The sequence below is a fragment of the Solimonas flava DSM 18980 genome (genome assembly GCF_000426685.1).
Taxonomy (GTDB): Bacteria; Pseudomonadota; Gammaproteobacteria; order Nevskiales; family Nevskiaceae; genus Solimonas; species Solimonas flava.
The window spans coordinates 61,980-83,234 of the sequence record NZ_AUFV01000007.1; the positions used below are offsets into that span (position 1 = coordinate 61,980).

The 21,255-nt window shown below is 69.3% G+C and carries 14 protein-coding genes and 1 other RNA gene; 9 read left to right on the forward strand and 6 right to left on the reverse strand.

Going from position 1 to position 21,255, the window contains the following annotated elements; translation table 11 throughout:
• The first annotated feature begins 89 nt into the window (after nucleotides 1-89).
• The 7 genes from K343_RS21345 (at nucleotide 90) to ffs (ending at nucleotide 8,331) form a co-directional block, all read left to right on the forward strand.
• Nucleotides 90-968, forward strand: coding sequence for a DUF2057 family protein (locus tag K343_RS21345; RefSeq protein WP_043112308.1), 879 nt, complete (start codon nucleotides 90-92; stop codon nucleotides 966-968).
• Between the two features lie 285 nt (nucleotides 969-1,253).
• The gene (locus K343_RS21350) at nucleotides 1,254-2,348 is read left to right on the forward strand and encodes a porin (protein WP_051278048.1); all 1,095 of its coding nucleotides are present in this window, start codon (nucleotides 1,254-1,256) and stop codon (nucleotides 2,346-2,348) included.
• A gap of 150 nt (nucleotides 2,349-2,498) precedes the next feature.
• The gene (gene mrcB / locus K343_RS0107770; RefSeq protein ID WP_028007582.1) at nucleotides 2,499-4,799 is read left to right on the forward strand and encodes a penicillin-binding protein 1B; all 2,301 of its coding nucleotides are present in this window, start codon (nucleotides 2,499-2,501) and stop codon (nucleotides 4,797-4,799) included.
• Between the two features lie 84 nt (nucleotides 4,800-4,883).
• The gene (locus K343_RS23325; protein WP_051278049.1) at nucleotides 4,884-5,456 is read left to right on the forward strand and encodes a tetratricopeptide repeat protein; all 573 of its coding nucleotides are present in this window, start codon (nucleotides 4,884-4,886) and stop codon (nucleotides 5,454-5,456) included.
• Nucleotides 5,457-5,490: 34 nt separating this feature from the next.
• Nucleotides 5,491-7,434, forward strand: coding sequence for a DNA repair helicase YoaA (yoaA, locus tag K343_RS0107780; protein ID WP_028007583.1), 1,944 nt, complete (start codon nucleotides 5,491-5,493; stop codon nucleotides 7,432-7,434).
• On the forward strand, nucleotides 7,431-8,141 hold the full coding sequence (gene tsaB, locus K343_RS0107785) for a tRNA (adenosine(37)-N6)-threonylcarbamoyltransferase complex dimerization subunit type 1 TsaB (protein ID WP_028007584.1): 711 nt from the start codon (nucleotides 7,431-7,433) through the stop codon (nucleotides 8,139-8,141). Before yoaA ends, tsaB begins: the two co-directional genes overlap by 4 nt.
• Nucleotides 8,142-8,234: 93 nt before the next feature.
• Nucleotides 8,235-8,331: signal recognition particle sRNA small type (gene ffs / locus K343_RS23950), an RNA gene on the forward strand.
• Nucleotides 8,332-8,570: 239 nt separating this feature from the next.
• On the opposite strand, the gene K343_RS0107790 is transcribed toward ffs, so the two are convergent.
• The 3 genes from K343_RS0107790 to K343_RS0107800 are packed head-to-tail and all read right to left on the reverse strand — an operon-like array spanning nucleotide 8,571 to nucleotide 14,142.
• On the reverse strand, nucleotides 8,571-11,675 hold the full coding sequence (locus K343_RS0107790) for an efflux RND transporter permease subunit (RefSeq protein WP_028007585.1): 3,105 nt from the start codon (nucleotides 11,673-11,675) through the stop codon (nucleotides 8,571-8,573).
• The gene (locus K343_RS0107795; protein WP_028007586.1) at nucleotides 11,672-12,814 is read right to left on the reverse strand and encodes an efflux RND transporter periplasmic adaptor subunit; all 1,143 of its coding nucleotides are present in this window, start codon (nucleotides 12,812-12,814) and stop codon (nucleotides 11,672-11,674) included. Before K343_RS0107795 ends, K343_RS0107790 begins: the two co-directional genes overlap by 4 nt.
• Nucleotides 12,811-14,142, reverse strand: coding sequence for a TolC family protein (locus K343_RS0107800; protein WP_028007587.1), 1,332 nt, complete (start codon nucleotides 14,140-14,142; stop codon nucleotides 12,811-12,813). Before K343_RS0107800 ends, K343_RS0107795 begins: the two co-directional genes overlap by 4 nt.
• 237 nt (nucleotides 14,143-14,379) lie before the next feature.
• On the opposite strand from K343_RS0107800, the gene dnaX reads away from it, so the two are divergent.
• A complete protein-coding gene (gene dnaX / locus K343_RS0107805; protein WP_028007588.1) occupies nucleotides 14,380-16,146 on the forward strand; it encodes a DNA polymerase III subunit gamma/tau in 1,767 nt (588 codons plus the stop codon).
• A 50-nt stretch (nucleotides 16,147-16,196) separates the two neighbouring features.
• Nucleotides 16,197-16,523, forward strand: coding sequence for a YbaB/EbfC family nucleoid-associated protein (locus K343_RS0107810; RefSeq protein WP_028007589.1), 327 nt, complete (start codon nucleotides 16,197-16,199; stop codon nucleotides 16,521-16,523).
• 81 nt (nucleotides 16,524-16,604) lie between these two features.
• On the opposite strand, the gene K343_RS0107815 is transcribed toward K343_RS0107810, so the two are convergent.
• From K343_RS0107815 to K343_RS0107820, 3 genes are all read right to left on the reverse strand, one after another.
• On the reverse strand, nucleotides 16,605-18,734 hold the full coding sequence (locus tag K343_RS0107815; protein ID WP_028007590.1) for a phosphocholine-specific phospholipase C: 2,130 nt from the start codon (nucleotides 18,732-18,734) through the stop codon (nucleotides 16,605-16,607).
• The gene (locus tag K343_RS24420) at nucleotides 18,731-18,940 is read right to left on the reverse strand and encodes a hypothetical protein (protein WP_154662481.1); all 210 of its coding nucleotides are present in this window, start codon (nucleotides 18,938-18,940) and stop codon (nucleotides 18,731-18,733) included. Before K343_RS24420 ends, K343_RS0107815 begins: the two co-directional genes overlap by 4 nt.
• Nucleotides 18,941-19,601: 661 nt before the next feature.
• Nucleotides 19,602-21,233 carry an alpha-D-glucose phosphate-specific phosphoglucomutase gene (locus K343_RS0107820; RefSeq protein WP_028007591.1) on the reverse strand — a complete coding sequence of 544 codons (1,632 nt, stop codon included), beginning with the start codon at nucleotides 21,231-21,233 and terminating at the stop codon, nucleotides 19,602-19,604.
• Nucleotides 21,234-21,255: the final 22 nt, after the last annotated feature.

Here is a 21,255-nt window from a genome sequence, read left to right on the forward strand (position 1 = left end):
CTATCGAGGGCTTCGAAGGCTGCGGCGGTTCGCAGCCTTTTTTGTTCGGGTCGCCCGGCTTGCCGGCGGCCGCTTTTTTCGGAGTTGCCATGTTTCGTTTCGCGAAGTTGATTGCCCCGGCTCTGCTGCTGTCACTGGCGGCCTGCGCCAGTCCTCAGCTGCGTCTCTACGAGGGCGCGGCCAAGCCGGCCGCCCAGGTCGCCGTCATCACCATGCCCGAGCAGCTGGAGGTCGCCAGCATCAACGGCACCGAGGTGCCGGGCGCCAAGGGCATGTGGAGCAAGGGCGACAAGCGCCTCGAAGTCCTGCCCGGCCGCTACGAGGCCCTGATCTACTACCGCGAGGTCTGGCAGAGCGGCGACAACAGCGACGTGCTGCGTTCGCGCAGCCCGGCGCTGTTCGTGATCGATGCCCAGGCCGGGCACCAGTACCGCATCGGCTATCCGCAGCCGGCGAACTACGAGGGCGCCAAGCGCCTGGCCCAGGATTTCCAGGGGTGGGTCGATGACCAGACCGGCGGTACGCGCACGGCGTCGGTCGACAGCGGCGTGAAGTTCAAGGAAGGCGTGCTGGCCCAGGTGAGCGGTGACGGCGGCTTGGTCGCCGACCGCGGTGCGGAAGGTCCGCGCGCCGTCCAGCCGGTGCGGCCGCTGCCGCCCGCGCCGACGGTGGCGCCGGTCGCGCCGCCGGTATCGGCGGTGGCAGTCCCGTCCGTTGCGGCGTCCACTGCCGCGGGATCGGTCGCTCCGGCGGCGGGCGCCGCCGGGCGTGATTGGGTGAGTCTGATGAAGGGCTGGTGGAAGCAGGCGAGCGCCGACGAGCGCCGCGGGTTCCTGCGCTGGGTCGGCGGCGAGGACGGCAAGACCGTTGCCGGCGGCGACTGGCTGGAGACGATCAAGACCTGGTGGGCGCAGTCGGGCGACAGCCAGCGGCGCGAATTCCTGCGCTGGGTCGGCGAACAACCCTGAGCGCCGGCGGACGGCGCGAGTCCGACAAGGGCGGGTAAGCCGCGCTGAATCTCGGCTTTCGCGGCCTTCACGAACCAAGCCCCGGCATGCCCGGGGCTTTGTCATTTAAGCGTCACAAAGCTGCAAAGATTCAGTCACCAGCCGTCCCCATACTGCGCGCCGTCCGCAGAGCCATGTCGCAACGCACCTGCGCCGTGGTGCGAGGGCCGCAGGGAGTGCGGCCGAACCTGCGATGCAGTGAGCTGCGTCCAAATTCTTAATCGATATCCTGAAGGAGATGTTTGCGTGAACAAGAATCTGCTTGCGATCGCTGTGGGGGCCGTTTTCGCCATTCCGAGCGCGGCGTTCGCTGACACCAAGGTGTACGGCAAGTTCAACATCGGTCTGGACAGCCAGAAGGACGAGATCGGTCTCGACTTCAACAAGGACAAGACGGTTGCCGGCAAGGACAACACCTGGAAGTTCCGCGACAACAACAACTCCTCGCGCCTCGGCTTCAAGGGCGACCAGGATGTCGGCCTCGGCGATCTGAAGGTCATCTACCAGCTCGAATACGGCATCGATCCGGATGGTTCGGAAAACACCCCGTTCTCGGAGCGCAACATCTTCGTCGGCCTGAAGGGCGGCTGGGGTACGGTCAAGTTCGGCAAGTACGACACGCCGGTGAAGGTCGCCGGTGAGAAGGCCGACCAGTTCAACGACACGATCGGCGACGACACGAACCTGATGTCGGGTGAGACGCGCGCCAACAACATGATTCAGTACACCTCGCCGACGCTGGGCGACATGTTCTCGTTCAACGTTGCGGTCGCTCCGGGCGAAGGCCGCGCCGCTGCCGACGACAACAGCGACGTCGACAACGGTCTGGCCGACACGTACTACGCCTCGCTCGTGTTCGACATGAAGATGGTCTACGCCTCGCTCGCCTACGCCGGCAACGAAGTGTCGGGCCTGAAGGTCGACGGCTCGCCGTACGCGATCGACATCCTGCGCGCCACGGTCGCCGTCAAGCCGATCACCGACCTCGAGATCGCCGCGCTGTACCAGCAGGCCCAGGGCGTCGATCGCAAGGTCGGCGGCGTCAGCGACAACGCCAGCGACAAGCAGGACAACACCTGGATGGCGTCGGTCGGCTACTCGATCAGCGCCTTCAAGCTCAAGGCCCAGTACGGCCAGACCAAGGGCGACGCTTCGGACTACAAGCGCAAGGAAATGGCGTTCGGCGTCGACTACAAGCTGAGCAAGTCGCTCGTCTCGCAGCTGTACTACGTCGCCTACGAGCAGGACAAGCCGGTCACGCTCGGCACCGCGCCGGCGACCGAGACCATCAACAAGCCGAAGACCGACACGGTCGGCGTCGCGCTGGTCTACACGTTCTAAGCAACGCGCAGTTCCCAAGTGGTAGCAGCTCGGAGCCCGGCGCAAGCCGGGCTTCTTTTTTTTCTGAATGGAGCCTGAATCACGAGCTTGCGGCGGTTCGCCGCGGGCGGGGCGCGAAGGCCGGTCCGAATCCTCTAAACTTGCGGGCTTATGGCCGTCTCCTTCCGCTCCGTCAAAATCGTCGCGATTTCGGCGCTCGTGCTGCTGCTCAGCATCGGCGGCGTCTTCTTCGCCGGTTATCTCATCAAGCTCGACCGCGAAATCCGCGATCGCTTCGCCGGCGCGCGCTGGGCGCTGCCGGCCCAGGTCTACGCCGCGCCGCAGGAGCTTTACGTCGGTCTGCCGCTGAACGCCCGCGATCTGGTGCACGAGCTGTCCCGCCTCGGCTATCGCGAGGACGCCGAGCTGGGCATGACCGGCACCTACAGCGCCGGCGCGCAGCGCGTCGATCTGTACGCGCGCGCTTTCAGCTTCTGGGACGGCCCGCAGCCGGCGCAGAAGCTCAGCGTTACCTTCAGCGGCGACATCGTCTCGGCCGTCACCGATGCGAGCAGCGGCGAGGCCCGCGATATCGTGCGCCTCGACCCGATGCTGATCGGCAGCATCTATCCGAAGCAGGGCGAGGACCGCGTGCTGGTGCGGCTCGCCGATCTGCCGCCGCTGCTGCCGAAGGGCCTGGTCGCGGTCGAGGACCACGACTTCTACTCGCATTCCGGCGTCAGCCTCAAGGCGATCCTGCGCGCCAGCGTCGCCAATCTGCGCGCCGGGCATGTCGTGCAGGGCGGCAGCACGATCACCCAGCAGCTGATCAAGAACTTCTTCCTCAACAGCCGGCAGACCTGGAACCGCAAGTTCAACGAAGCGTTCATGGCGCTGCTGCTGGAGAGCCACTACAGCAAGGACGAGATCCTCGAGGCCTATCTCAACGAGGTGCACGTCGGCCAGGACGGCAACCGCGCGGTGCATGGCTTCGGCCTCGGCGCGCAGTTCTATTTCAACAAGCCGCTCAACGAGCTGCGCCCGCACGAGATCGCGCTGCTGGTCGGCATCGTCAAGGGGCCGTCGTACTACAACCCGCGGCGCAATCCGAAGCGGGCGACCGAGCGCCGCAATCTGGTGCTCGGCGTGTTCCGCGACGAGGGCCTGATCAGCGACGCCGACTACCAGCAGTACGTGCAGATGCCGCTCGGCGTGGTCGGCGGTCGCGGCGGCGGTGTCGAGCGCTATCCGGCGTTCGTGCAGCTGGTGCGCCGCCAGCTGGAGGCCGACTACAAGGAAGAGGATCTCACCAACGAGGGTCTGCGCATCTTCACCACGCTCGATCCGCGCGCGCAGGAGGCGCTGGAGACACGCGTCCTCGAACAGCTGCCGCTGATCGAGAAGATGCGCAAGATCAAGCCCGGCCTGCTCGAAGCCGCCGGCGCGATCACCAGCGCCGACCGCGGCGAGGTGCTGGCGCTGGTCGGCGGCCGCGACGTGCGCTTCCCGGGCTTCAACCGCGCGCTCGACTCGCGGCGTTCGATCGGCTCGCTGGCCAAGCCCTTCGTCTACCTGACGGCGCTGCAGCAACCGGACCAGTACAACCTCGAAACCGTGCTCGAGGACGAGCCGATCGAGCTCAAGCTGCCCGGCGCCGCGCTGTGGGCACCGAAGAACTACGACCGCCAGTTGCACGGTCCGCAGCATCTCTATATGGCGCTCGCGCAGTCGTACAACCTGCCGACCGTGCGCCTCGGCCTCGCGCTCGGCCCGGATGCGGTGCTCAAGACCATGCGGGCCGCCGGTTACCAGGGCGAGGCCAAGGCGCTGCCGTCGATCTTCCTCGGCGCGCTCGACGCCTCGCCGCTGCAGGTCGCGCAGATGTACGGCACGATCGCCTCCGGCGGCTTCCAGGCGCGGCCGTCGGCGATCCGCGAGGTGCAGACCAAGGAAGGCCAGCCGCTGCAGCGTTTCCCGCTGGAAGTGAAGCAGACGATCGCCGAGGGGCCGGTTTATCTGCTGACCTGGGCCATGCAGAAGGTCATGACGCTCGGCACCGGTCGCGCGGCGTACACGCAGCTGTCGCCGGACGTGGTCGTGGCCGGCAAGTCGGGCACCACCGACGACTACCGCGACGCCTGGTTCGCCGGCTTCGGTGCCGATCGGGTGACGGTGATCTGGGTCGGCCGCGACGACAACCAGTCGACCGGCCTGTCGGGCTCGTCCGGTGCGCTGCCGATCTGGTCGCGGGTGATGAAGGACCTGCACGTGCGCAGCATCGAGCCGATCCCGCCGGGCTCGGTCGAGGAAATCCTCATCGATCCCGACAGCGGGCTGCGCGCCGACGAGCACTGCTACAACGCCGTCACCGTTCCTTACCTGCGCGGCTCCGGTCCGCAGGACTGGGCGCCGTGCGCGGCGCAGGCGGAGCAGGGGCCGCTGCAATGGCTCAAGGACATTTTCGGGCACTGAGGATGGCACTCCGGCGCGCGCGGCCGCGCGCCGGGGTCCGCCGGCTACAATAGCGACGTCGACCGCTCCCCCGGATTGCTTCCCGTGCGTTCAAAGCTGATCGTTGCCGTCGCCGCCCTCGTCCTGGCGGCCTGCCAGACCACGCAGGGTACCCACCAGATCTATCCGCCGGCCTCGGGGCCGCAGGCCGAGCCCTTGCCGCCGCCGCCGGCACAGCCGGAGCCCAAGCCGCTCGAAGCGCCGGCCGTGGTCGAGCCGCCGGCGCCGCCGCTCGCCAGCTTTCCGAAGAGCGCCGAGCAGATCAGCGGCAGCGCCGTCACCGCACTGATGAAGCAGGCGCGCCAGTACCGCAGCGCCGGCCAGCCGGACCGCGCCGCCGGCGTGCTCGAACGCGCACTGCGCATCGAGCCGCGCAACTACTTCGTCTGGTCGGCACTCGGCCAGGCCTATCTCGCCCAGAAGAACTACCTGCAGGCCGAGTCGGTCGCGCAGAAGTCGAACGCGCTGGCGCGCGGCAACGTTTACGTCGCCGTCGAGAACTGGAAGACGATCGCCGCCGCCCGCGACGCGCGCGGCGATGCCATCGGCGCGCTGCAGGCTTCGGCGCAGGTCGAGGCGCTGCAGGCGCAGCTGAGCGCGGCGCCGGGCACGCCGTGACGGCCGGCCGGCCGGTCGCGCCGGCGGCGCGCGCGTGACGCCGGAGGAGATCGCCGGACTGCTCGGCGACGGCGGTCCGTTCTCGGGCCTGCCCGGCTTCGCGGCGCGCGAGCCGCAGCAGCGCATGGCGGCGGCGGTCGCCGACGCCTACGAGCGCGAGGCCGCGCTGGTCGTCGAGGCCGGCACCGGCACCGGCAAAACCTATGCGTACCTGGTGCCGGCGCTGCTGTCCGGCAAGCGCACGCTGGTCTCGACCGGCACGCGCACGCTGCAGGACCAGCTGTTTCATCGCGATCTGCCGCGCGTGCGCGATGCGCTGCGCGCGCCGGCCCGCGTCGCGCTGCTGAAGGGCCGCGCCAACTATCTGTGCCTGTACCGCATGAAGCGCGCGCGCGGCCTGCCGGCGCTGCGCTGGGCCTGGGACCGGCTGCGCGCGATCGAGGACTGGGCGCGGCGCACCGACGCCGGCGAACTGGCGGAGCTCGGACCGGTCATCGGCGAGGCGCGCGAGGACGACGGCCTGGTGCGGCAGATCACCTCGACCGCCGACAACTGCCTCGGCAGCCGCTGCGACGACTTCGAGCAGTGCTTCGTCGCGCGGGCGCGGCGCAACGCGCAGGCCGCCGATCTCGTCGTCGTCAACCACCATCTGCTGCTCGCCGACTTCGTGCTGAAGGACCAGGGCTTCGGCCAGATCCTGTCCGGCAGCGACGCCATCATCATCGACGAGGCCCACCAGCTGCCGGAACTCGCGGCCGAGTTCTTCGGCCGGCGCGTGTCGACGCGCCAGCTGCAGGAGCTCGCGCGCGACGTGCAGGCCGAGGCGCAGTTGCAGCCGGACCTGTCGGCGCTGGTCGAGGCGGCGCAGGTCTTCTCAGGCGACGTCACGCGCTTCGAGCAGCTGTTCGCCGGCCTGCCGCAGCGCCAGCCGCTGACGGCCTTCCTCGCCGACGACGAGCGCCGCCGCGTCGCCGAGCAGGTCGGCGATTCGCTGGCCGGTCTGCGCCAGATGCTGTCGCCGCTCGAGGAACGCGATGCCGAGTTCGCCGCCGCACTGGAGCGCGCCGTCGGGCTGCTCGAACGCTGGACGCATGTGCTGCGCGAGCCGCCGCCGCCCGCCGAGGCGGAGGCGGCGGCGCTGCACGAAGTGCGCTGGGTCGAGGCGCTGATCCGCGGCGGCAGCGTCAACGCGACGCCGATCGAAGTCGCCGACGATTTCCAGCGCATGCGCGAGACCTATCCGGGCACCTGGCTGTTCACTTCGGCGACGCTCGCGGTCGGCGAGGACTTCGGGCACTTCAGCCGCGCGCTCGGGCTCGACGACGCGCAGACGCTGCGCCTCGACAGCCCCTTCGATTACGCGCGGCAGGCGCGCCTGTACCTGCCGTCCGGGCTGCCGGAGCCGAACGATCCGCGCTATCCGCTGGCGGTCGCCGCCGCCGCGCAGCCGGTGATCGAGGCCGCCGGCGGCGGCGCCTTCGTGCTCTGCACCAGCCATCGCGCGCTGCGCCAGATCGCCGAGCGCCTGCGCGCCCAGCTCAAGCTGCGCGTGCTGGTGCAGGGCGATGACAGCCGCTCGGCGCTGCTCGACGCCTTCGCCGAGGACGGCAATGCCGTGCTGGTCGGCACCAGCAGCTTCTGGGAGGGCGTCGACGTCAAGGGCAGTGCGCTGCGCTGCGTGATCATCGATCGCCTGCCGTTCGCGGCGCCCGGCGATCCGGTATTCGAGGCCAAGCTCGACGCGATCCGCCGCCGCGGCGGCACGCCGTTCTTCGACCTGCAGTTGCCGGAGGCGATCGTGATGCTGCGTCAGGGCGCCGGCCGCCTGATCCGTGATCCGTCCGACCGCGGCCTGCTGATGCTTTGCGATCCGCGCATCAGCTCGAAAGCCTACGGCCGCCGCGTGCTGGCGAGCCTGCCGCGCATGCCGGTGCTGCGTGAGCTCGACGCCGTGCGAGAATTCCTGTCCACGCTATGAACCTGCTCGCGCTCGATACCGCCACCGAAGCCTGCTCCGCCGCCCTGCATGTCGGCGGCCGTACGCTGGTGCGCTTCGAGGCGACCGAGCGCGGCCATACCGCCAAGCTCGCGCCGATGGTGCAGGCGTTGATGGCGGAGGCCGGGCTCGGCTTCGCGCAGCTCGACGGCTACGTCTGCGGCGTCGGTCCCGGCAGCTTCGCCGGCGTGCGCATCGGCGTCAGCTTCGTCAAGGGACTCGCGCTCGCGCACGAGCGGCCGGTGGTCGGCGTCAGCTCGCTGGCGATGCTCGCGCAGCCGGCGATCGCCGCCGGCGCCGGGCGGGTGCTCAGTGCGATCGACGCGCGCATGAACGAGGTCTATGTCGCCGCCTATACGGCCGATGCCGACGGCCTCGCGCAGCCGCTCGGCGCGCCGCGGGTCTGCGCCCCGGCCGAGGTCGCGCCGGCCGACGCGCCGCTGGTCGCGGTCGGCACCGGCTGGCGCTACGAAGCGCTGCGTGCTGCGGTCGGCGAAGCCTGGCTGCAGTCGCTCGACGATGCGGCGTTGCCGCGCGCCGCCGATGCGCTGACGCTGGCGCTGCCGGCGTTTCGCGACGGCGGCACGATCAGCGCCGCGCAGCTGCTGCCGGTCTATCTGCGCAACAAGGTGGCGCTGACGCTGCGCGAGCAGCGCGAAGCGCGCGCCGCCAAGGCCGCCGCCGGTTGAGCGCCGGCGCGGCTGGCAGCGCCGCGTCGAATCAGGCACACTTCGCGTCCCTCGCAGGGACCTGCGGTCCGCGCGAGGCTTCGATGGTGGCCCGTGCCGGCCCTCCGCGACGGCAAACCGTGAACCCCGCCAGGCCCGGAAGGGAGCAACGGTAGCGGCGATGCCGGGTGCCGGGGTCAGCTGGTACGGGCTGCCGCCTTCGATCGCCGAAAGCTGCTTTCAGGCTTGGCGCGTTCGGCAGGCTTCTTCTGCTACGTCCTCTTCATGCTTCGGATGCTCGCCGGCAGCCGTGCTCGTCCGGGCAACGGCAGGGCGACTGGCCGTCGGCGCAACGCCGCCCGGCACTCGATCAGGCGCTCGCTTTCCTTGACTCGTGTCCGGAAAAACCGGCGCAGCAAGGCTGCTTTCTGCGCCGCGGCTACGGGACGATCAGGGCGCTGCGGTGGCGCCCGCGGCCTTGTTGGTCTTGCGCCGCTGCCAGCGCTCGCTCAGGCCCTCCATCGTCAGATAGAACGCCGGCGTGATGTAGAGCGTCAGCATCTGCGAGGTCAGCAGGCCGCCGACCACGGCGATGCCGAGCGGCTGTCGTGATTCGGCGCCGGCGCCGAGACCGAGCGCGATCGGCAGCACGCCGAGGATCGCCGCCAGCGTCGTCATCATGATCGGCCGGAAACGCACCGTGCAGGCTTCGAGGATCGCGTCGCGCGCGCTGACGCCTTCGCGGCGCCGGGCGATCGCGAAGTCGACCATGATGATGCCGTTCTTCTTGACCAGGCCGACCAGCAGGATCAGGCCGACGAAGCTGAACACGTTCAGTTCCGAGCCGAACAGCCCCAGCGCCAGCAGCGCGCCGATCGCCGCCAGCGGCAGCGCCGTGAGGATCGTCAGCGGGTGGATGAAGTGCTCGTAGAGGATCGCCAGCACCATGTAGATGACGGCGATGCTGAACAGCAGCAGCACCGGCAGGTCGACCAGCGATTTCTGGAAGGTCGCCGCGGTGCCGGCGAAGGTGCCGTTGACGTTCTCGGGCAGCACTTCGGCGGCGAGCCGCTCGATCGGGCCGGTGACGTCGCCGAGCGAAACGCCCGGCAGCAGATCGAAGCCGATCGTCACGGCCGGCAGCTGCGCGTAGTGGTTGACGGCGACCGGGCCGACGCTGCGCACCATCGTCGCCACGCTGCCGAGCGGCACGAGCCCGCCGGCGGCGGTCGGCACGTAGAGCGTGCTCAGCGCTTCGGCGTCGCGCTGGTAGCGCGGCTCGACCTGGACGATGACGTCGTACTGGTTGGTGCTGGTGTAGATCGTGCTGATCTTGCGCGTGCCGTAGGCGGCGTAGAGCGTGCGCTGGATGTCGGCGACCGAGACGTTCAACGCCGCGGCGCGGTCGCGGTCGATGCGCACGTCGATCTGCGGGTTGTTGAACTGCAGATCGCTGTTGACGTCGCGGATGCCCGGCACGCCGCCCATCTTCGCCTGCAGCTCGCGCGAGGCGGCGCCGAGCGTGTCGAAGTCGTTGCCCTGCAGCACGTACTGGTAGTTGCCGGAACCGCCGAAGCCGCCGATGCGGATCGCCGGGCGGTTCTGCAGATAGACGTGCAGCAGCGGCACCGCGCGCAGCGACTGGCGCAGCTGGGCGATGACCTCGTCGGCCGTCGCGTCGCGATCGTGCAGCGGCTTGAGGCGGATCATCAGGCGGCCGCCGTTGCTGCTCGATACGCCGCCCTGACCCTGGCCGACCGAGGATTGCACGCCCTGCACGTTCGGATTCTTCAGCACGATCGCGGCGACCTGGCGCTGCAGCTCCATCATCTCGTCGAAGGTGATGCCGTCCGGCCCCTCGACGTCGCCGGAGAACAGGCCGATGTCCTGGGTCGGGATGAAGCCGGTCTGCACGATGCGGAACGCGAACACCGTCGCCACCAGCGTCGCCGCGGCGATCACCAGCATCAGGCGGTAATGCTGCAGCGCCCAGCGCAGCGAGCGCGCGTAGACGCCGAGCGCGGCGTCGAAGGCACGTTCGGTGATGCGGTAGAAGCGCCCTTGCGGCTGCGCATGATGGTCGCCGAGGAAGCGCGCGCACAGCATCGGCGTCAGCGTCAGCGAAACGAGCGCCGACAGCAGGATGGCGATCGCCACCGTCATCGAGAATTCGCGGAACAGGCGGCCGATGATGCCGCCCATGAACAGAATCGGGATGAACACGGCGACCAGCGACAGCGTCATCGAGATCACCGTCGGGCCGATCTCGGCGGCGCCGACGCTCGCCGCGCGCGCGCCCGGCATGCCGTGCTCGCGATGGCGCGAGATGTTCTCGAGCACGACGATGGCGTCGTCGACGACGAAGCCGACCGACAGCGTCAGCGCCATCAGCGACAGATTGTCGAGCGAGTAGCCGAACAGGAACATCAGGCCGAAGGTGCCGAACAGCGAGGCGGGCAGCGCCAGCGCCGCGATCAGCGTGGCGCGGCCGTCGCGCAGGAACACGTAGATGACGCCGATGACCAGCACGATCGACAGCAGCAGCGTCAGCTTGACGTCGTCGATCGATTCCTCGATGAACTCGCTGCGGTCGAACATGATGTCGACCTTGGCGTCGCCCGGCGCCTGCTTCTCCAGCTCCGGCAGCAGCGCGCGCACCGCTTCGGCGATCGACACGGTGTTGGTGCCCGGCTGGCGCGAAACGGCGACGACGATCGACGGACGGCCGTTGAATTCGGTCGCCTGCTTGTCGTTGGCGATGCTGTCGACCGCGCGGCCGACGTCGCGCAGGCGCACCGGCGCACCGTTGCGGTAGGCGAGCACGGTGTCGTTGTAGGCGGCGGCGTCGCGCAGCTGGCCGTCGGCCTGCACCGTGTAGCTGCGCTGGGCGCCGTACAGAGTGCCGCTCGGCTGGTTGCTGTTGGCGCCGGCGATCGCGTCCGAGACCTGCAGCAGCGACAGGCCGCGCGCATTGAGCGCCTGCGGGTTGAGGTAAAGGCGCGCCGCGTATTTCTTGGAGCCGTAGACGACCACCTGGGCGACGCCGTCGACCTGCGACAGGCGGTCGGCGACGCGCGTCTCGGCGAATTCGTCGAGCTGCGTCATCGGGATCGTCGTCGCGCTCATCGCGATGAACATGATCGGCGAGTCGGCCGGGTTGACCTTGCGCAGCGTCGGGTCCTGCGGCATGTCGCTCGGCAGCTGGCGGCGGGCCTGGGCGATCGCCGTCTGCACGTCCTGCGCGGCGGCGTCGATGTTGCGTTCGAGCGCGAACTGCAGCGTGATGCGCGTGCTGCCGACCGTGCTGCTCGAGGTCATCGAGTCGATGCCGGGAATCTGCGTGAACTGGCGTTCGAGCGGCGTCGCGACCGTCGCCGCCATGGTGTCCGGATCGGCGCCGGGCAGCGAAGCGCTGACGCTGATCGTCGGGAAGTCGACATTCGGCAGTTCGGCGACCGGCAGCGAGCGGTAGGCGAAGATGCCGAACAGCACCAGCGCCACCATCAGCGTGGTGGTGGCGACCGGCCGGCGGATGAAGATTTCGGAGATGCTCACGGCCGGCCGCCCGGCTTGCCGTCCGTGTGCTGGCCGATGCCGATCACGGCAGTGCCCGGCTGCAGGTTGTGCGGGATCTTGGCGACGATCGTCTCGCCGGCTTTCAGGCCGTGCGTCACGACCAGTTCGCCGCCGACCTGGCGATCGATCGTGACGGTGCGCAGCTGGGCCTTGCCGTCGGCGTCGACCACGAACACGTACTGGCCCTCGGCGCCGGGCTGTACCGCCGATTCGGGCACCAGCAGGGCGCCATCCTCGACAGCGAGCTGCAGACGCACGGTGACGAAGGTGCCCGGCCAGAGACGGTGATCGGCGTTGTCGATCAGCGCCTTCAGCGCGACCGTGCCGGTGCTCGGATCGACGGCGTTCTCGATGAAATTGAGCCGGCCGCGCGCCAGCGGATGTTCGGCGTCGTCGCCGAGCACTTCGACCGGGACTTCGCCGCGCGTCAGTGCCTGCTGGACGTCGGCGAGCTGGCTCTGCGGCAGCGCGAACTGCACCTGCACGGTGTCGATCTCGTTGATGACGACCAGCGGCGTGCCGTCGCTGGCGCTGACCAGATTGCCGGTCTTGGCGGCGACGCTGCCGGTGCGGCCGGCGATCGGCGAGCGGATCAGCGTGTAGCCGAGATTGATCTCGGCGGTCTGCACCGCGGCCTCGTCGGCGACGACGCGGGCGGCGGATTCCTCGGCGGCGGCGCGCGCGTCGTCGTATTCCTGCGAGGTCACGTAGTCCTTCTCGGCGAGCGGCTTCATGCGCTCGAACTGCGCGCGCGCCGCCGACAGCGAGGCGCGATCGACGGCGAGCTGCGCGCGCGACTGCGCCAGCGCCGCCTGGTACGGGGCCGGATCGATCAGGAACAGCTTCTGGCCGGCGGTGACGCTGTCGCCCTCGCTGAAATAGATTTCCTTGAGCGTGCCGGCGACCTGCGGCCGCACGTTGACCGTGTGCGGGCTGACGACGTTGCCGACTGCGCCGAGCAGCACCGGCGCGGTGCCGCTGCGCACGGTCGCCAGCGCGACGGTGGCCGGCTCGTTGCCGTGCGGGCCGTGCGCGTTGCCGGTGTGGCGCGTGCGCCAGACGATCGCGGCGACGATGAGGACGAGGACGGCGACGAGCGCCAGGCGGCGAAGACTCAAGGCAACGCTCCGGTGTCGGGGCTGTCGACGGCGGCATGCAGGCCGCCGGCATCGTGGGCAAGGGTGGCGAGGGCCAGATACCAGTCGAGGAAGGCCTGGATGCGCGCGACGCGCGCCTGCGCCAGGGTCGATTCGGTGGTCAGCACTTCGAGGATGCTCGACAGGCCGTTCTTGTAGCGGGCCCGGATCGCCTCGGCGGCGCGTTCGGCGGATTCGAGCTGCACGCGGCTGGCGTCGAGGTTGCCGTACGCGGTATCGACCGCCTGATAGGCGCTCCAGACCTGCTGTTCGACCGTCAGGCGCAAGGCTTCGGTCGAGGCGCGGGCGCTGTCGAGGCTGGCGCGCGCGTCGTCGATCGCCGCGCGCAGCGCGAAGCCCTGGAACAGCGGCACGCTCAGGCTCAGGCCGGCGCTGTATTGCTCGCTGGAGCCGCGATCGACGATGCGCGTCTGTCCGGCGCTGCCGTTCAGGCGCAGCGTCGGCAGCGCGTTGCCGCGTGCGGCGCGGACCGCGGCCGAAGCGGCCTGCTCGCTGGCCTGCGCGGCGAGCAGTTCCGGACGCGCGCGGCGCGCGCGATCGAGCAGTTCGCCGAGCGACTGCGCCGGCCGCTCGATCGCGGCCTGCTCCGGGACCCAGTCGACGAGTTGCAGCGGCGTCGCCGGCGAGTAGCCGAGCGCGCCGGCGAGCGCGCCCTGGGCGATGCGATAGTCACCCTGCGCGCGTTGCTGCGTCAGCTGTGCGGCGGCGCGCGCCGCCTCGGCCTGATAGACGTCGGCGATCGTCGCCAGGCCGGCGGCGTGCTTGGTGCGAGCGGCGTCGAGATTGGCCTGCGCCTCGTCGAGCGCCTGCTGGCTGGCGTCAGCCAGCGCGGCGCTGCCGATCACGGTGTAGTAGCTGGACTCCACCGCCAGCACCACGTCCTGCAGCGTCTGGTTGAGACTGAATTCGGAGGCCATGCGCTCGGCGGCGGCGCGCTCGATGCTGCCGCCGCGCGTGCCGAAGTCGAACAGCAGATAGCTGAGGCTCACGCTCGGTCCGTAACGCGTCTGCGCCGGCACTTCGGTGCCGCCTGATGCGATCGAGCGCGAGCGCTGCGCGCTGTAGCTGGCGGTGATGGTCGGCCACCAGCCGGCGCGGGCGATGCGCTCGGCGGCCTGCGACTGCGCGAGCGTGGCCCAGGCGATGCGCGTGTCCGGATGATTGCGCAGCGCGATCGCCGTCAGTTCGGGCAGCGACAGCGGTCGCGCCGGCGGAGCCTCGGCGGCGGCCGCGGCACACGCGATGCACACGCCGATCAGGCCGGCGAGCCAGTAGGGGATCGTTTTCACGGCAGCGCGTGCAGGGAAGGTCATTCTGCGAATAGCCCCGGACGATAGCACCGCCGCGCGAACCGGAGGATAAAAGCTTTGTCAGCTTGCGGACGTGTTCGGAACCCTGGCCGGTGCGCACGCGCCGGACATGGGGCGTTCGACGGAGGGCCGGCGGCGCGCTGGTATCCCGCCCGCCGATCCGGGACAATCGGGGGCCGATTTTCTCCGTCCCGCTGTCGATCCGGACATTTCCCGATGAGCTATCTCGCACTGGCCCGCAAGTGGCGCCCGCGCCGTTTCGAAGACGTGATGGGCCAGGACCATGTCGTCAAGGCGCTGTCGCACGCATTGGCCGGCGACAAGCTGCATCCGGCGATCCTGCTGACCGGCACGCGCGGCGTCGGCAAGACCACGCTGGCGCGCATCATCGCCAAGTGCCTCAACTGCGAGACCGGCGTCAGCGCCCATCCCTGCGGCGTCTGCTCGGCCTGCCAGGAAGTCGACCAGGGCCGCTTCGTCGATCTGCTCGAAATCGACGCGGCGTCGAACACCGGCGTCGACGACGTGCGACAGATGATCGACAACGCCCAGTACTCGCCGGCGCGCGGCCGCTACAAGGTCTATCTGATCGACGAAGTCCACATGCTGTCGAAGAGCGCGTTCAACGCGCTGCTGAAGACGCTCGAAGAGCCGCCGCCGCACGTCAAGTTCATCCTCGCGACGACCGATCCGCAGAAGCTGCTGGTCACCGTGCTGTCGCGCTGCCTGCAGTTCAACCTGAAGCGCCTGCCGGTGTCGCTGATCCGCGACCAGCTCGCCAAGGTGCTCGACAATGAAGGCGTCGCCTACGAGCTGCCGGCGCTCGCCGAGATCGCGCGCGCCGCCGACGGCTCGATGCGCGACGGTCTGTCGTTGCTCGACCAGGCGATCGCGTTCTCTGGCGGTGCGCCGCTGGCGCGCGGCCCGATCGAGGACATGCTCGGCACCAGCGGCCGCGAGCGCTTGTTCGAGCTGCTGCGCGCGCTCGCCGCCGGCGACCATGCGGCGCTGTTCGCGAACCTGCAGAAGCTGGAGCAGCAGGCACCGGACTACGCCGCGCTGCTCAGCGATCTGGCCGCCTGTCTGCAGCGGCTCGCCGTGCTGCAGATGCTGCCGGCTGCGCGCAGCGATGAGGACGAGGAGGCGCTGGTCGCGCTCAAGGACGCATTCCGCGCCGAGGACCTGCAACTCGATTACCAGATTGCCGTTCACGCGCGCCGCGACCTGCCGTGGGCGCCCGATCCGCGTCTGGGCTTCGAGATGGCGGTGCTGCGCATGGCGGCGTTCCGGCCCGACGATGCGCCGCCGGCGCCGCTGGCGCCGGCCGGTGGTGCGGGCAGCGCTGCGGGCGTGCGCGGCAGCGCCGCGCCGGTTGCGGCGGCTGCGCCGGTGCGTGCAGCGCCCGCTGCGGCAGCATCGGCGGCTCCGGCTCCGGCTCCGGCTCCGGCTCCGGCTCCGGCTCCGGCTCCGGCTCCGGCTGCGGCTGCGACGGCGGGCGCGGTGGAGACGGTCGCGGCGCGCGCCACGCCGGTGTCGAGCGTCACGCCGGCTCCGGCCCTGCCGAGCGCGCGCCAGGAAGCGGCTGGCGGCGCGACGCTGACGGCGGCGCAGTGGGCGGCGCAGGTCGACCAGCTCGGCCTCGAAGGCTTCGCGCGCCAGCTGGTGCGCAACAGCGCCTGGGCCGGCCGTGACGGCGATGCCGTGCGTCTGGCGCTCGATGCGCGCGCCAAGCATCTGCTCAACGAAGAACGCCGCGCGGCGATCGAGCGCGCGCTGTCGGTGCAGCTCGGCGCGCCGGTGCGCGTTGCGATCGAGATCGCGATCGACGAGGTCGATTCGCCGGCGCAGCTGGCGGTGCAGCGCGAGGCGGCGCGCCAGCAGCAGGCCGAGAGCGCGATCTTCAACGACCCGGTCGTGCGGGCATTCCGCGAGCAGTTCGCGGCGACGATCAAGCCGGGTTCGATCCACCCGCTCGATTCCTGAAGGCACCGCCGCGCGGCGGGGCCGACTCTCAAGACTTTGGAGCCAAGACGATGATGAAAGGTGCGATGGGCAATCTGATGCGCCAGGCGCAGCAGATGCAGGAGAACATGAAGCGCGCGCAGGAAGAGATCGCGCGCATGGAAGTGACCGGTGAAGCCGGCGCCGGCATGGTCAAAGTCACGATGACCGGCCAGCACCAGGCACGCAAGGTCGAGATCAGCCCGGACGCGCTGAAGGAAGACAAGGAATTCGTCGAGGATCTCGTCGCTGCGGCGATCAATGACGCGGCGCAGAAGGTCGACGCGGCATCGAAGGCCAAGCTCGCCGCGGTCACCGCCGGCATGCAGCTGCCGCCGGGCATGAATCTCGGCCTCTGAGCCGCGGCTTCTGAGCCGGCCGCAGCCCGAAAGCGCGCCGCCGCCCCGGACTGCCGGCCGCGGCGGCGCGCTCCGTTTGCTTCAGGCGGCCGGGTCGCTGACCGAATGTGCGCCGGTCTCGATGCGGCCGGCGAAGCGGCGTGAGAATCCGCTGTCGGCGTGCGTCACGCTGAAGTCGTACCAGCGGAAGCTGTCGGCCAGCCCCCAGAGCCGGGTCTGCGTCTGGCCGGCCGCGACGTCGAGGCTCCAGCGTTCGGCGCCGAAATAGGCGTTCGGCACGATCTCGAAGCGCAGCGCCTGCGTGCCGCGGTTGTGCAGATCGAGCTGTACGCCGCCGAGCGCGAGGTCGTAGCAGACGCGGATTTCCGGGTCGACGCCGTTGCGGATCGCACGCGCGTCGCCGGCGAAGGCGCGATGCCAGCCGTTCGGGCCGAGCACCCACAGATCGTAGCGGCCGTCGTCGGCCGAGAGATCCCAGTCGTCCTGCAGGGTCTTGCCCGGCTCGACGCCGTAACGGCGCGGGATGCGGTCGAGGTGCAGGCGGTCGTAGACGTGGAACACCGCGGCGACGCGGCCGGTGTTGGCGAACAGCACCGTCAGGCGGTTGCGGATGACGTCGGCGCGTGCGGTCGCGTGCAGCTCGTAGGGCAGTGCGCGCGAGAAGCGCAGACTCTTGGGCTGTGCCGGCAGCTGCTGCTCGGTCTCGGCCGGCACCGGCACCTGCGACTTGAACTCCTGGCTGATGCGCAGGATGTCGGCGTCGGACTTGCTGCGCGTCGGCAGCGGCGGCAGGTCTTCGTCGTTCGGGTTGACGAAATTGAAGGCGGAGGTGAGGTCGCCGCAGACCGCGCGGCGCCAGGGGCTGATGTTGTCCTCGCGCACGCCGAAGCGCGCTTCGAGAAAACGCAGCACCGAGGTGTGGCTGAAGGTCTCGCTGCAGACCCAGCCGCCGCGGCTCCACGGCGAGATCACAAACATCGGCACGCGCGGGCCCGGGCCGTAGATGCGGCCGTCGCTGTGCGTCTCGCCGGCGAGGTCGATCGTCGACAGGCCGGCACGGCTGCCGTCTTCGTTCAGCGACGGTGCGCACGGCGGCGGCACGTGATCGAAGAAGCCGTCGTTCTCGTCGAAGTTGACGAGCAGCACCGTCTTGCTCCAGATCTCCGGATTCTCGGTCAGCGCATCGAGCACTTCCTGCAGGTACCAGCCGCCCTGCACCGGGCTCGACGGTCCGGGATGCTCGGAATAGCTGTCCGGCGCGACGATCCACGACACCTGCGGCAGCTTGCCGGCGTCGATGTCCTTGCGGAAATCGCTGAGCAGGTTCGGATTGGCGACGTTGCCGGCCGGCAGGGTGTTGGCGATGCCCTTGTACAGCGGATTGCCGTCGTTGTCGGCGTCCTTGTAGGCGGGGTAGGGAAAGCCGCTTGCCGCATTGCCGCGCGTTTCGTTGGCCTGCCGGTAGGTCTTGAAGCCGGCGAGCGGGTTATCGGTGAAGTTGTTCGGCAGGTTCTGGTAGAGCTTCCAGCTGACGCCGGCCTCCTCGAGACGCTCGGGATACGTCTTCCACGTATAGCCCTCGCTCGAGGCGTCGAGCGAGTCCCACTGATTGTTGATCGCCGGTCCGCCGTGCTCGCCGGCCGGGTCGTTGCTGCCGGTCCAGTGGAACAGGCGGTTCGGGTTGGTGCTGCTGTGGATGCCGCAGAAATAGGCATCGCAGATCGTGAAGGCGTTCGCGAGCGCGAACTGGAACGGCAGTTCGGCTTCCTGGTAGTGGCCCATCGACTGCGGCTGCTTGTAGGTGGGCCAGCGGCCGAGGCGGCCGTCATCCCAGGCGCCGTGCGCGTCGTCCCAGCCGTGCGGCGTGCCGTTGACGCGCTGCGCGTTGCCCTGGGTCTGATCGAGATGGTACGGCACGATGATGCGGGTGCTGCCATCCGCCTCGTAGCGTTGTTCCCAGACGCTGCGTCCGCCGTCGAGCGGTACGGTGATGCGGTCGCCGAAGCCGCGCACGCCGGGCAATGTGCCGAAGTAATGGTCGAACGAGCGGTTTTCCTGCATCAGGATGACCACGTGCTCGACGTCGCGGATGGTACCGGTGCGATTGTTGGCCGGGATCGCCAGCGCGCGGCGGATGCTGGCCGGCAGCGCGGCGAAGGCGACGGCGCCGCCGGCGAGGCGCAGGAAGCTGCGGCGGTCGGTGCGGCTCATGACAGCGCCTCCGGGGTGGGTGGGCAGGCGGTGGCCGGTACCGCTGCGCGCGAGGTGGCGCCGGCAGTGGGCTCCGGAGCGCAGTGCAATGTCGGCGGGACGGGCGCCGGCGTTTCGTCGACGTCGGAATGGCCGCCGCACGCCTGCAGCGTGCAACCGAGAACCGCGAGCGCAAGCCAGCGCTCCGGCGAATGCCGGGTCTTCATGGGATTCGCTTCCTTTCGAATGAGGCTGTGGCGCCGGCACCGCCGCCGTGGTGGTAGCGGTGCCGGAGGGCCGCGCAGTGTGCGTCCGGCGCACGGCAATTCGATGACAGCTTGTCAGGCTGCGAGGCCACTGGCGCCCTGGATGGTGACAAGTGTCAAAAAAATGGCGGATTCTGCTGGAATCCTTAAGAATTCTTAAGATTTCCTTCTTTTCTTGCGGTCTTGAAATGTTCCTCGTGATCCGGGTGGCGGAGTTCTGACGAAGTTGCGCCGTGACGGTCGGCAGTGACGGAATGCCGTCGCGGCGAAGTGCCGTGTCGCTGAAAAAATAAGGTATTCAGAGCAGAAAACGGCCGTTTTTCTACGGCAATAAATAATTTTTGACGTACTATGTGCGCCATCGGACGCAGGCTGCGTGCGTCCTGCCTTTTCCCCCAATCACATCGGCGGCTGATGTCGTGCCTTTACGCTATTACGATCAAGTCGGTAACAGGTGGCGGATCAAGCGGCGCTATGTATGGGCATTCTGGTCCGGTGCCTTCTTTCTGGTGACCGGCATCGCGCTCGGCGCAACGCTGTTCCGCTGAGCGGCAGACGCGCATGGCCCCCTGCGCGCGGCCGGTGCCGCCGCTGAGGGCGACGGGCTCGGCCCCGGATTCGCTCAGGTGATGACGTCGGGCGTCCGTCGCCCGGTCAGCTCGCTGATCCGCGCCAGCTCGTCGATCGCCTTGGTCAGCGGTGCCAGCGCTTCGGCGGGGTCCCAGTGCAGACGGCCGGCATCGCGCTGATAGCGTTCCAGGTACACGCGCAGCGTCGCGCCCTTGGTGCCGGTGCCCGACAGGCGCAGCACCGCGCGGGCGTCGTCGCCGCAGACGATGCGCAGGCCTTGCGCGGTGGCGATGCTGCCGTCGGTCTTGTCGTGATAGCTGAACTCGTCGGCGAGCGTGACCGGCAGCTCGGCGAAGCTGCGCCCGGGTAGCGTCGCCAGTTCCGACGATACGCCCTGCATCACTGCCTCGGCCTGCGGTGCGGCCAGCTCCTCGTAGTCGTGGCGCGCGAAGTAGTGGCGGCCGAAGTGCAGCCAGTGCTGGTCGGCGATCTCGCGTACCGACTTGCCGGTCGCGGCGAGCACGTTGGCCCAGGCCAGCACCGCCCACAGGCCATCCTTCTCGCGCGCATGCGACGAGCTGGTGCCGAAGCTTTCCTCGCCGCAGATCGTGACGTCGCCGGCGTCGAGCAGGTTGCAGAAGAACTTCCAGCCGGTCGGCGTTTCGTACAGGGGCACGTGCAGCGCCTTGGCGACCTGATCGGCGGCGCGGCAGGTCGGCATCGAACGGGCGATGCCCCTGACGCCGTCGCGATAGCCGGGCAGCCGCTGCAGGTTGGCGGCGAGCATCGCCAGCGAATCGCCGGGCGAGACGAACAGGCCGCGGCCAAGGATCATGTTGCGATCGCCGTCGCCGTCGCTGGCGGCGATCAGGTCCGGCGCGTCGTCCTGATAGGCGAGGTCGGCGAGATGTTTGGCGTAGATCAGGTTCGGATCGGGGTGGCCGCCGCCGAAGTCCTCGAGCGGCACGGCGTTCATCACGCTGTTGCCCGGCGCGCCGAGCATTTCGACGAAGATGCGTTGCGCGTACGGGCCGGTGACGGCGTGCATGGCGTCGAAGCGCAGGCGCGCGCCGCGCTTGAGCCAGTCGCGCAGGCGGTCGAAATCGAACAGCTGCTGCATCAGGCGGGCGTAGTCGTCGACGCTGTCGACGATCTCGACCACGCAGTCGCCGAGCGTCTGCTCGCCGCGACGATCAATGTCGATCGGCGCGGCGTCGAGCACGCGGTAGCGCGCGATCATCTTGCTGTACTCGAAGATGCGTGCTGTCAGACCTTCGCTCGCCTGGCCGCCGCCGGCGACGTTGAATTTGAGGCCGAAGTCGCCGTCCGGGCCGGCCGGGTTGTGGCTCGCCGTCAGCAGCAGGCCGCCGGCGGCCTGGCGCACGCGAATCAGGTTCGAGGCCGCCGGCGTCGACAGCAGGCCGCCCTGGCCGATGATCAGGCGGGCGATGCCGTTGGCCGCGGCGATCGCGGCGGTGGTCTGGATCGCGGCGCGGTTGTGATAGCGTCCGTCGCCCCCAATGACGAGGGTGCCGCCCCGGAGTTCGGGTACGCAGTCGAAGATCGACTGCAGATAGTTCTCCAGGTAATGCGGCTGCTGGAACACGGCGACTTTCTTGCGCAGACCCGCGGTACCGGCCTTCTGGTCGAGGTAAGGCTTGGTCTGGATGTCGCGGATCGCCATGTTCGTCGTTCTGTTTGGTTTG